The sequence below is a fragment of the Alishewanella jeotgali KCTC 22429 genome (genome assembly GCF_000245735.1).
Taxonomy (GTDB): Bacteria; Pseudomonadota; Gammaproteobacteria; order Enterobacterales; family Alteromonadaceae; genus Alishewanella; species Alishewanella jeotgali.
In genome coordinates this window covers 66,591-78,823 of record NZ_AHTH01000004.1, presented here as the reverse complement: position 1 = coordinate 78,823, position 12,233 = coordinate 66,591, and the positions used below count along the sequence as shown (strand labels likewise).

Here is a 12,233-nt window from a genome sequence, read left to right as displayed (position 1 = left end):
GTTGCCAAAGGCGGTACTTCTGCATAAAATCGCCGGCCTGGATCTTCAACGCTAAGCGGAGTGCATGGTGAATAAAAATCTACTGACTAATGGGGCGGCTTTGGTGCTGGTACTGGGCGGCGTGCTGCTTGCTCAGCCACTGCTGCTGAGTATCGGTATGTTTGCTTTGGCCGGCGCCATTACCAATACCCTGGCTATCCATATGTTGTTTGAGCGGGTGCCTCTGCTGTATGGCTCAGGTGTGATCCCGGCGCGCTTTGTGGAATTCCGGCAGGGGATCTATCAGTTGGTGATGACCGAGTTTTTTAGCAGTGAAAATATCGACCGCTTTTTAGCGGAGAAAAAACAACAACACAGCCGGGCCTTTGATTTTGAACCGGTAATCAGGCAAACCGATCTCAGTCCGGCCTTTAATGCGCTGGTCAGTGCCGTGGAGCAATCTTCTTTTGGCAGTATGCTGTCGATGTTCGGCGGCAGTGCGATGCTAAAACCCTTACAACAGCCCTTTACTGAAAAATTACAGAGCGCACTGATTGAGATTAGTCAGAGTGAGCAGTTTAACCAGTTGCTGTTGACGCAATTGGACAGTCCGGAGCAATTAGCCGAGCTCAGACAACAGATCGAACAAATTGTTGAACAGCGGCTGGCTGAGCTGACCCCCGAGCTGGTAAAACAGATTATTCAACGGATGATCCGCGAGCATCTGGGCTGGCTGGTGGTTTGGGGCGGGGTTTTTGGTGGTGTGCTTGGTCTGCTGGCAGGACTGATTAGCCGCTAATCCCTTGCTGAACCGCTGAAATGTCAGTACCGTAGTGTAACTGCCAGTTGGCGTTCTTAAAGCGAGGTACAACCATGACGGTAACAACCAAGACCTGTAGTATTGCAGCAGCGCTATTGTTAAGTCCCCTTTATTTGCAGGCAATGCCAGAACTAAAAGGCAATGAACAGCTGTGGTTATTAACGGCTGAACAGCAGTTGGTTAAAGTTGCGGCCAAGGCGCCACAGCAAATTATCGAGCAGCGCGCCTTGCAGGGACTCTCTGCAGCGGAGCAGTTAATTGGTATTGATTACCGGGTGGCATACGGCGTTTTGTTTGGTTTATCAAATCAGGGCCAGCTCTATCAGATCAATACGACAGACGGTAGCCTGACTAAAGTTGGTACTGCATTACCCGCAGGTACTCTGACTGACGCTGCTTATGGTTTTGATTTTAACCCGGCGGCAGATCGGATCCGGGTCGTTAATGTGCAGGGACAAAATTTACGCCTGCATCCGGAAACCGGCGCGCTGGCCTTTACCGATCCCAAGCTGCATTATGCCGCGGACGACGTCAATGCGAATAAGCAACCAACGATAGTCGCTGCCGCTTATACCTACAATCAGCAAAATGAGAAACTCACCACCAATTATGCTATCGATCTGGCACAAGGCACGCTGGTGACTCAGGGCAGTATTGAAGGCCAGGAGCCGGCTGTTTCACCCAATACCGGTACTCTGTTCACAGTGGGTAGCCTGGGCTTGGCTGCACTTAGCGACGTCGCCTTTGATATCTCCGATCTGCGTAATATCGGTCTGTTGGCAGTCAGCAAACAAGGCGCTACGGTAAGTAGCCTGTATCAGGTGGATCTGGCCAGTGGTAAAACACTGTTACTTGGCGAGTTACCGACCACGATAACGGGTATCGCCATTGAACCTTAAACTACTGACCATCCTACTGACGCTGGCGCTGCTATTTAGCAGTGTTAGCCTGGCCGCCGGGTTGCAGGTACAGGTAATTGACGAGCAGGGCAAACCGGTTGCCGGGGCAGTGGTGTTTTTAGAATCCGCTGCTGCCAGTGCAGCGGTAAAGCCTGTCGACGATGCCCGTATTGTGCAAAAGGATAAAACCTTTATCCCGGATGTGCTGGTGATCCCGCGCGGTACCGCTGTATATTTTCCCAACGAAGATACGGTGCGGCATCATGTGTATTCGTTTTCTGCCATCAAGCCGTTTGAAATTAAGCTCTATGTTGGTACCCCGTCGGCGCCAGTGCTGTTTGACCAGAGTGGCGTTGCTGTGCTGGGCTGCAATATTCACGATGAAATGATTGCCTGGGTGGTGGCGCTGGATACGCCTTATTACAGCCGCAGTGATCAGCAGGGATTATCCAGGCTGGAGCAGGTACCGGCCGGAAGTTATACTTTGCGGGTTTGGCATAAAGACTTATTAAACGAGCAGGATGTGCCAAGGCTGGCGATAGAAATCGGCCAGCAGCCACAGCAAACGACAGTGCAATTGCCGAAACTGGCACCGGTATTTTAAACCTATTTTATGCCGCCGGTAATACGGCGGTCTTTTCCGCGTCTATACTAGAGCTGGCGTTTTGATGTCGCTTCGGTTGGTAGTCATTATCAGCAATATGCATCAAGGAGAGCCAGTATGAAGCATAAAATCCTCAGAACATCAGCGATTAGCCTACTTTTCTGTTTTTCCAGCGTGGTTCAGGCAGTGCCGGCAGAGCAGTTGGATATTGCCGGTATAAAACTTGGTATGACGGTTGATGAAGTCAAGGCAGCCATTAATACCTTTGATTCCCAGCTACAGATTGAAGAAGTTGCTACGGTGTTTGACCTCAACGATGGCGCTAATCTGCAGCCCAGCCCGGAATTTTTAGATCGGATAGAAGCCTTGCAGGGGAATCAGGGGGCAGTGTTAAAGGTATTCTTCTCTGGTCCGGTGGGCGAGGTACGGGTAATTGGCGTGGCCCGCAAGGGATTGATCCTGAGCAACCAGCCGGCGTCAGCGCAATTTATGCAGTCTCTTACGGCACGTTATGGTCAACCAACGGCATTTAATCGTAATCAAAAAGATCAGCCGGTATGGGAAGCGAGTGGCAAGATGTCCTGTCTGAAAGCCCGGGATTATAAGAATGAGCCGCAGGTGAATATTGCGCCGGGTTTTGGTGAAAGTGTGTTAGTCAATGTCAGTGCGGAGCAGTTCTTTAGCAGTCGGGCCGGCAATAATACTGGTAAGGGATTATTCCCGAAAGAATTTACTGACTGTGGTAGTTACCTGAGTTACTTTTTCCCGGGCGATCCGATCAGTAGCTTTAGTGGCGAACTAATGGATCTGGGCGCGATAGTGCACACAGAACGCAGCCGACAACAATGGGTTGAACAGTTAACGGCAGAAGCGGTACAGAAACGGCTATCAAAAGGTCAGGTGCCGAAGTTTTAGGCGAGATGATGATAACGAATCAGGCCGGTCTGGTGACCGGCCTGTTTGGGTAAAGACCACTTACTTCAGATCGAAACGATCGGCATTCATCACTTTTACCCAGGCGTTAACAAAGTCTTGTACAAACTTTTGTTTGTTATCATCCTGGGCATAGACCTCAGCATAAGCGCGCAGAATCGAATTGGAACCAAACACCAGATCGACCCGGGTCGCGGTCCATTTCACTTTGCCACTGCTGCGCTCGACAATGTTATAGCTGTTGCGACCGGTTGGTTGCCAGCTGTAGTTCATGTCGGTCAGATTGACGAAGAAATCGTTGCTCAGCACCCCTGGCTTATCGGTAAAGACACCGTGCTTACTGCCACTAAAGTTGGTATCCAGAACTCGCATGCCACCGATTAAAGCAGTCATTTCCGGGGCGGTTAAACCCAGTAACTGGGTTTTATCCAGCATCATTTCCTCAGGCTGTACCACATAATCTTTTTTCAGATAATTGCGGTAGGCATCATGTAGCGGCTCCAGCACTTCGAATGACTCAACATCAGTTTGCGCCTGAGTCGCATCGCCACGACCCGGTGCAAAAGGTACTGTGATGTTCACACCGGCCGCTTTAGCTGCCTGTTCGATCGCCGCCGAGCCACCCAGTACAATCAGATCAGCCAGGCTGACTTTTTTACTCAGGCCAGCTTGAATGCCCTCCAGCGCTTTCAGTACCTTTTGTAACCTTACAGGCTCATTGGCTTCCCAATCTTTTTGTGGCGCCAGCCGGATGCGGGCACCGTTCGCGCCGCCGCGATAATCTGAACCGCGGAAGGTGCGGGCGCTATCCCAGGCGGTAGCGACCAGTTCACTTACTGTTAAACCGCTAGCCAGAATTTTCGCTTTTAGCTCGCTGATTTCTGCATCCGACAAGGTGTAGTCAACAGCGGGTACCGGATCTTGCCAAATCAGGTCTTCCTCTGGCGCATCGGGACCTAAATAACGGCTTTTCGGCCCCAGATCGCGGTGGGTTAGTTTAAACCAGGCCCGGGCAAATACATCTTCAAAGTAGGCCTGATCTTGGTAGAAGCGCTCCGAAATTTTACGGTATTCAGGATCCATCTTCAGTGCCATATCGGCGTCGGTCATAATGGGGTTATAGCGAATGGCGCTATCTTCAACATCAACCGGTTTGTCCTGCTCTTTAATGTTTACCGGCTCCCACTGCCAGGCACCAGCCGGGCTCTTTTTCAGCTCCCAGTCGTGTTCCAGCAACATTTTAAAGTAGCCGTTATCCCACTTGGTCGGTTCGCTGGTCCAGGCACCTTCAATACCGCTGGTAACGGTATCGCGGCCAATACCACGGGTTTTATGGTTCATCCAGCCAAAACCCTGCTCATGTAATTCAGCTCCCTCTGGTGCCGGGCCCAGATTTTCGGCACGGCCATTACCATGCGCCTTACCGACAGTATGACCACCGGCGGTCAGCGCCACCGTTTCTTCATCGTTCATCGCCATCCGGGCAAAGGTAACGCGCATATCGTGGGCGGTTTTCAGCGGATCCGGATTACCATCCACACCCTCAGGGTTGACATAGATCAGACCCATCATTACCGCAGCCAGCGGATTTTCTAAATCGCGTTCACCAGAGTAACGGCTGCCTTCGCTACCGGATTTGGCCAGCCATTCTTTTTCGCTACCCCAGTAGGTGTCTTTTTCCGGATGCCAGATGTCCTCACGGCCACCGGCAAAACCGAAGGTTTTAAAGCCCATCGACTCATAAGCCATATTACCGGCCAGGATCATCAGATCGGCCCAGGAAATTTTGTTACCGTATTTTCTCTTGATTGGCCACAGCAGACGGCGGGCCTTGTCGAGATTGCCGTTATCCGGCCAGCTATTAAGTGGGGCAAAACGCAGATTGCCGGTGCCGGCACCGCCACGGCCATCAGCAATGCGATAGCTACCTGCACTGTGCCAGGCCATGCGGATCATCAGGCCACCATAATGGCCCCAGTCTGCCGGCCACCAGCTTTGGCTTTGCGTCATCAGCGCTTTCAGATCGTTTTTAACGGCTTGCAGATCCAGCTTGGCGAACTCGGCCGCATAGTTAAAGTCGGCACCAAGCGGGTTAGACTTGCTATCGTGCTGGTGCAGGATGTCAAGGTTCAGCGTTTTCGGCCACCAGGCCATCACGTTATCGCTGCTGCTGGTATTAGCACCGTGCGCGAAAGGGCACTTACCAGTGGAGGGGGTGTTCTTGTCCATGGGTCACTCCTGTTTTGGTTATTGCAAAGGGTACGACGCGTGATACGTCAATAAGTTGCAATAACTATAGACCCCAATATGGAAAAGGAAAAATAACTTAAAGCGAATAGCCTAATAGCTTTTAGCAATTAAAAAGCAAGATTTTAACTGTTTATTTCAAACTTGCTGACCATTAAACCACTGGATCCCATAGTGTGAGAAGATTTCCGCATCGCGGTTATACCAGCGCCGGAACGGCTCAATATTAAAACCGTGTAGTTGCGCCAGATAGGCATAGCGCATGGCGGTTTGCAGCATATCAGGATAGCGCCAGATCCGGCCGTAGGCGACCACATGCAGCTGTGGGTGCTCCCCCAGAATATCCAGTGCCTGCATCACTTTATGTAAGTAACGCAGTTCCGAGGTTTGCTCCGGGGTAATTGCCTGCGGATGAAATTTGGCCATGCTTAGCTCCGATCAGAACGGGTTTAACGTCAGTATTTTTATATCGGCTGTCGCCGCCCAGATTTGAGCTGCATTTTTAGCGGATGCAGAAATTTTCTATTGGCCTCTTGTTTAATGCCGGTTACAACGCCACTTCTGAGCTTTTAGCCGAGCAGAATTGCAGAATTAATGATGAGTGCTTCGCCACAACAACAGCAGCCAGGTGTTTTACACTGGGTTGCCGGTTTTTTAAATCCTTATCGCGGCCGGGTGTTAGCGGCGCTGCTGTTTTTACTGCTTAGCTCGCTGGCCTGGCTGGCTTTAGGGCAGGGCGTACGTTTATTGGTAGACGAAGGCTTTGTTGCCGGCAATAGCAGCCGTTTAAACGAACTGACGCTACTGGTACTGGCTATCACGCTGGTGGGGGCTCTGGCGGTATTTTTCCGCTTCTATTTTATGAGCTGGCTCGGTGAGCGGGTCAGTGCCGATCTGCGCAACCAGGTGTTTCAACATTTACTTAAGCTATCACCGGCGTTTTACAGTGAAACCCGTACCGGCGAGGTGATTTCGCGTTTTACTGCCGACACCACCTTATTACAAAGCGTGGTCGGCTCCAGCCTGTCGATGGCGCTACGCTCAGCGGTTACCGCCATCGGTGGCCTGACAATGATGGCCTTTACCAGTATTAAGCTGACGTTATTGGTATTTTTAGCAGTGCCCTTGGTGTTGGCACCGATTTTTATCCTTGGTAAAAAGGTGCGCAAGCTGGCCAGGCAAAGTCAGGATCGGTTGGCTGATATTGGCGCTCATGTTGATGAAAGCCTGCATGAAATTCATACCGTGCAATCCTATGGCCATGAACTGCGCGATGAACAGCATTTTGCGCAAAAAATCGATGCGGTACTGGCAGCGGCACGGGGCCGGATCTTTTATCGTGCCCTACTTATTGCCTCGGTGATGCTACTTAGCATCGGCGCGGTGACAGTAGTTGGCTATATTGGTGCGCAGAATGTGTTAACTGGCAGTATCAGCGCCGGCCAACTGACTGCGTTTTTATTCTATGCGGTGATGGTCGCCGGCGGCATGGCCACTATTAGCGAAGTGATAGGTGAAGTGCAGCGGGCCGCAGGTGCAGCAGAGCGGCTGCAGGAACTGGCCAGTGAACCGGTACAAATCGCTGCGCCTGCGCAGCCGATTGCACTGCCAGCAAAGCTAAGCGGCGATTTACGTTTTGACGCCGTCAGCTTTGCTTATCCGCTGTCGCCGGCACAGCCGGTGCTGCAGCAGCTTAGTTTTGAGGTCAAGGCGGGTGAGCGGGTGGCGTTAGTTGGCCCCAGTGGCGCGGGTAAAAGTACCCTCTTTCAGTTGCTGCAGCGTTTTTATGATGTCAGCGCCGGGTCGATTTATCTGGACCAACTGCCGATCACAGCGCTCGAGCCGGCACAACTGCGCCGTCAATTTGCGCTGGTGCCACAGGAGGCAGTGATCTTTGCCAACTCGGTGCTGGAAAACGTGCGTTATGGCCGGCCAGAGGCCAGTCTGGAGCAGGTGATTGCCGCCTGTGTTGCGGCGCGGGCTGATCAGTTTATCTGCGACTTACCAGAAGGATATCAGACTCAACTGGGCGAGCGGGGTGTGCGCCTGTCTGGCGGTCAGAAGCAGCGTATTGCGATTGCCCGGGCCATTTTGGCGGATCGCCCAATTTTGTTGCTGGACGAAGCCACCAGTGCGCTGGATGCTGCCAGTGAACATGCGGTCAAACTGGCGTTGCAGGAGTTGATGCAGCAAAAAACCACGCTGATTATCGCCCATCGGCTGAGCACGGTATTAAATGCTGACCGGATCCTGGTGCTGGATCAGGGGCGGCTGCTGGCCAGTGGCAGCCATAGCGAACTGGTAGCGACCTGTCCGCTTTATCGCGAGCTTGCCGAGTTGCAGTTATTGGCCTGATCGGTTTTACTTAGGATCCGATCCTCAATAATGATAACGATAACGGAGTACCCCATGCTGCGAGCAAACCAAGTCCTGCTGATCCTGCTATTGAGCCTGTTTAGCTTCTCGCTACAGGCTGAGCAAGCTACATTACATCCAAAACTTGAACCCTTCAGACCCTATCTGGATACCTACTGGCAGGGCGATCTGACCCAAAGCGGCGCCGCCGAAAAAATGATTGATCGCTCACACTGGCAACGGGCTTTAAACGGCAATGCGATAAAAACGGTGCATTCGATTAATGATGGTGTTTATGGCGGCGAGTCGATTATTTATTGGGATGAAGCCAAACAAAGTATTAATTACTACTATTTTACGACGGCCGGTTTTTATACCCACGGCAGTATGACGTTTGAAGATAATAACCAGCGGATCATCGCGCGCGAGGCAGTCGAAAATAATGCCAACGGCATTACGATGGTGGAGTCAGTCAGTACCCTGACTGGCGATATCTTAACCGTGAGCGCGCGTTATCTGCAAAACGGTGAATGGGTAACAGGACACAGCGCCAGCTATCGCCGGGTGGCGCCACTTGAGGTTAAGTTTAAATAATCTGGATAAATATCGGGCAGTTAGCGGTGTCAGGCTTGCACTGCTGCTGGTTTAGGGTACAGTGGATATATTTACAGTCTGACAGCTGAAACCGGATCTTCTATGCTGTCTGCCTGCTGTTAACTGTCGCCTGTGAAAAGGAATCTTGATGCTGACGCCCGGTTTTATTGTTGCGCATAGCCACCGCCTCGAAGATCTGACCGCCCTAACTGTCGAATTGCTGGATCGCTATCCACTGCCACCGCTGGAGCAGGAAGTGCTGTTGGTGCAATCCAATGGTATAGCGCAGTGGTTAAAGCAGGCGCTGGCACGACAGACCGGTATTGCGACTATGCTGGAAGTCAGTTTGCCGGCGCGTCTGGTATGGCGGCTTTATCGCAGTGTGCTGGGCCCGGATATTCCGAAACACTCCCCCTTTGATAAGCAGCGGCTCCGCTGGCGTATTCTCCGATTATTGCCGGCACTGGTCGCTGCGGATCCAGACTTTAAAGCGCTGGCGCATTATATCGCGCCGGTAGATAAGGCCGCGGCTCAACCCGGCGCTGCGGCTCATCAGCTGCAAACTGCCACCGACGAGCAGCAAAGCAGTCTGGCCGGGCCTGAGCAGCGCAAATTATTTCAGTTAAGCGACAAGCTGGCCGATCTGTTTGACCAGTATCAGGTGTATCGCGCGGACTGGCTGGATAGTTGGGGCCGTGGTGAGCTGGTACTGGCCCAGTCGGGGCAGAATATCCCCTTGCCTGACGAACAGCGCTGGCAGGCAAAACTATGGCAGGCTTTGGTGCAGGATATCGGTGCCGAGCAGATTTGCAGCAACAGGGCGGCACTGCATCAGCGTTTTTTAAGTGCTGCGGCCAGCCTGACGGCGCAGCAGCGCCCCGACGGCGTGCCACCGCGGATTGTGGTATTCGGTATTTCCTCGTTACCCCGGCAAACGCTGGAAGTGCTACATGCCCTGAAAGGACTATGTCAGATCGTGCTCTGCGTCCATAACCCCTGTCAGTATCATTGGGCCGATATTATTGCCGGCCGCGATCTGTTGCGCCAGTATGCTAAGCCCAGATTTCGCAGCAAAAACCAAAGCTCCGGCTCGCTGCTGCTGTCAGAGCTGCATCAGTATGCGCCGCCGTTGCTGGCGTCCTGGGGCAAACAGGGGCGGGATTATATCCGACTGTTAGATGAATTTGATGAAACGGCAGCTAAAGCGGCTGCCTTTACCAATTTACGGTTTGATCTGTTTGATGAGGCGGAGCCAACGCATTTATTAGGCCGCCTGCAACACGATATTCTGCACCTCAGGCCCAATCAGGAAAGTCAGCAACATTGGCCAGCGCCGGATCCGCTAACCGATAAATCGATAGTGTTTCAGCGTTGTCACAGTGCTTTGCGGGAAGTGGAAGTGTTACATGACCATTTGCTGGCCGCCTTTGATGCCGATCCCAGCTTACAACCGCGCGATATTATGGTGATGGTACCTGACATCAACAGCTATGCACCCTATATTACTGCGGTGTTTGGCCGGCTGGCGGCGGATGATCCGCGTTATATCCCTTATACGCTGGCCGATCAGGGCCAGCGCCAGCGCAACCCGCTATTGCAGGCGCTGGAGCTGATACTACAGGCGCCAACGCAGCGCTTTAGTCACAGTGAACTGTTTGACTTACTGCAGGTCCCGGCACTGCGGCGTCGTTTTGTTCTGAGCGAGCAGCAGGTCAGTCAACTACAACAGTGGGCAGCTGCCGCAGGGGCACGCTGGGGTCTGGATGCCACTCAGCGTCAGGGGCTGGGGTTAAGTTATAGCTGGCAGCAAAACAGCTGGCAGTTTGCGCTGAACCGCTTGCTTTATGGTTATGCTGCCGGCGCCACGGCCGCATCCTGGCAAGATATCGCCGCTTATGCTGAGGTGTCTGCACTGGAAGCGCAAGCGATAGGGGCGCTGGCAGCACTGGTGGAAACCTTACAGCACTGCTGGCAGCAGCTGCAGGTTGAGCGCAGCCCGGCCAATTGGCATCAACTGCTGAGTAACCTGTTAGATCAACTGTTTACAGCAGACAATGAGCAGGAAATGTTACTGCTGACCAGGTTACGCGATACGCTGGATGACTGGTTGCAAAGCACCCAGGAGGCACAGTTCACGGCGGTTTTACCTGTTAGTATCGTCGCGGAGCTGTGGCTTGCCAGTGTCGACGAGCCCAACCTGCAACAACGGTTTATGGCCGGAAGTGTGAACTTCGCCACGCTGATGCCAATGCGGGCCATTCCGTTTCAGCGCATTTGTTTGCTGGGGATGAATGAGGGCGATTACCCGCGGCAAAGCCCGAAAACCGATTTTGATCTTATGCGTCTGCATTACCGGCCCGGTGATCGCTCGCGTCGTGAAGATGACCGCTATCTGTTTTTAGAAGCCTTGTTATCGGCCAGACAACAATTCTATATCAGCTGGGTTGGCGCCAGTGCCCAGGATAACAGTGAACTGCCGCCTTCGGTGCTGGTCGGCCAGCTACAGGACCAATTGAATGCACTTTGGCCAGCGCCAGCGGGCACCCCGACACTGGCTGCACGCCTGACCACCGCCCATAAGCTGCAGCCTTTTGCGCCGGCATACTTTGCTGCCGAACCAAACTCGCCTTACTTTAGCTATGCCAAAGAATGGCTTAGTATTCATCAGGATAGTGATAAATCTCCGTTGAAACGCGTAACCGAGTTGTCGGGTGGAGCGGTACGCGTTACCGGTGGCAGGGCTGAACCTTTGGCGCCATTTCAAGCCGAAGCGCCCTTTAGCTTATTGGATTTACAGTTGCTGTTAAAAGAGCCGGCGCAGTTATTGGCGCGGCGCCGCTTAGGGGTTTACCTGCAGAGTACGCCTGAGGCCTTGCCGGATGTTGAGCCCTTTGCTTTGAACGGACTGGCGGTGTGGCAGGTGAAACATCAGCTACTGACAGCATTGCTGGCAGAGCAGCCGCAAAATGATGAACAAGCTTTAGCACTGCTGCGTCAGCAGCAACAACGTCTGAAGCAAGCCGGTGACTTACCCTATGGTGCAGCAGCCGGGCCGGATCTGGCCCGCACCGAGCAAACCGTGTTGGCGTTATATCAGGCACGCTCTGCGCTGGTGCAGCAAAGTACGCCGCTGGCGGCCAAGACTTATCAGCTGCAACTGGGTGACGTCTTGCTGGAGGCGGAGCTCAATACACTCTATGCCACGCCAGAGGCAATTCTGCAACTGGAGCTGACCGCCAGCAAGGTGGTCGAAGTCAAACCGCGCAGTGTCAGTTATCAGTGGCGTAATCTGGTTACGGGGTATCTGAAACATCTGGTCGCCTGCACAGTGCTGAAGCAGGCACCCAGCACGGTGATCCTGGGCGCCGATGGTTTTCTGACCCTGGCACCGCTAATCGCGTCGCAAGCCAGGGCAGAGCTAGAGCAACTTGCGGCTTGGTTACAACAGGCGCTGTGTCAGCCATTACCGCTGGCATTAGAGCTGGCGGCTGATTGGTATAAAGCCGAGCAGAAGCAGGAAGAGTACAGTCTGTCGAAACTTGCCGGCCGTTATCACGGTAACGCGTATCAGGAGGGGGTGCGGGCCGATACGCCTTATCTGGCGCGCTATTACGCGCAGGCACAGCAACTGTTGGATGCCGGCTTTAGCGATAGGGTGGCGTATTACCGGCCGTTCTTCCAACAGCTGCAGGCAGCAACAGCACAACCGCTTAGTGCCCTGGTGGCATCGCTAGGTGCTTTAGATATGAATTCCGGGGATATAACAGCGGAGGCGCAGCCATGATTCAGGCGCAGCATGAGT

General features: G+C 53.1%; 9 protein-coding genes. 7 read left to right on the top strand and 2 right to left on the bottom strand.

The features are described 5' to 3' along the window. Positions 1–67 precede the first annotated feature (67 nt). The 4 genes from AJE_RS01385 to AJE_RS01370 all read left to right on the top strand — a co-directional run bounded on the left by AJE_RS01385 (position 68) and on the right by AJE_RS01370 (position 3,217). Entirely contained in the window at positions 68–778 is a 711-nt protein-coding gene (locus tag AJE_RS01385; RefSeq protein ID WP_008949326.1) for a DUF445 domain-containing protein, read from the top strand. 74 nt (positions 779–852) lie between these two features. Then, positions 853–1,698 carry a DUF4394 domain-containing protein gene (locus AJE_RS01380; RefSeq protein ID WP_008949325.1) on the top strand — a complete coding sequence of 282 codons (846 nt, stop codon included), beginning with the start codon at positions 853–855 and terminating at the stop codon, positions 1,696–1,698. Beyond that, positions 1,688–2,302, top strand: coding sequence for a methylamine utilization protein (locus tag AJE_RS01375; protein WP_008949324.1), 615 nt, complete (start codon positions 1,688–1,690; stop codon positions 2,300–2,302). The genes AJE_RS01380 and AJE_RS01375 overlap by 11 nt, the downstream gene beginning before the upstream one ends. 117 nt (positions 2,303–2,419) lie before the next feature. Beyond that, entirely contained in the window at positions 2,420–3,217 is a 798-nt protein-coding gene (locus tag AJE_RS01370; RefSeq protein WP_008949323.1) for a hypothetical protein, read from the top strand. Positions 3,218–3,277: 60 nt separating this feature from the next. Here the strand turns inward: AJE_RS01370 and katG are convergent, their stop codons facing one another. Together katG and AJE_RS01360 are read right to left on the bottom strand one after the other, a co-directional pair. Further along, on the bottom strand, positions 3,278–5,464 hold the full coding sequence (gene katG / locus AJE_RS01365; protein WP_008949322.1) for a catalase/peroxidase HPI: 2,187 nt from the start codon (positions 5,462–5,464) through the stop codon (positions 3,278–3,280). A gap of 156 nt (positions 5,465–5,620) precedes the next feature. Beyond that, positions 5,621–5,908, bottom strand: coding sequence for a hypothetical protein (locus tag AJE_RS01360; RefSeq protein ID WP_008949321.1), 288 nt, complete (start codon positions 5,906–5,908; stop codon positions 5,621–5,623). A gap of 171 nt (positions 5,909–6,079) precedes the next feature. Here AJE_RS01360 and AJE_RS01355 point away from each other — a divergent pair, with 171 nt between their 5' ends. From AJE_RS01355 to recC, 3 genes are all read left to right on the top strand, one after another. Further along, positions 6,080–7,837 carry an ABC transporter transmembrane domain-containing protein gene (locus tag AJE_RS01355; RefSeq protein ID WP_008949320.1) on the top strand — a complete coding sequence of 586 codons (1,758 nt, stop codon included), beginning with the start codon at positions 6,080–6,082 and terminating at the stop codon, positions 7,835–7,837. 54 nt (positions 7,838–7,891) lie between these two features. Next, the gene (locus tag AJE_RS01350; RefSeq protein ID WP_008949319.1) at positions 7,892–8,431 is read left to right on the top strand and encodes a hypothetical protein; all 540 of its coding nucleotides are present in this window, start codon (positions 7,892–7,894) and stop codon (positions 8,429–8,431) included. 148 nt (positions 8,432–8,579) lie between these two features. After that, entirely contained in the window at positions 8,580–12,215 is a 3,636-nt protein-coding gene (gene recC / locus AJE_RS01345) for an exodeoxyribonuclease V subunit gamma (RefSeq protein ID WP_008949318.1), read from the top strand. Positions 12,216–12,233: the final 18 nt, after the last annotated feature.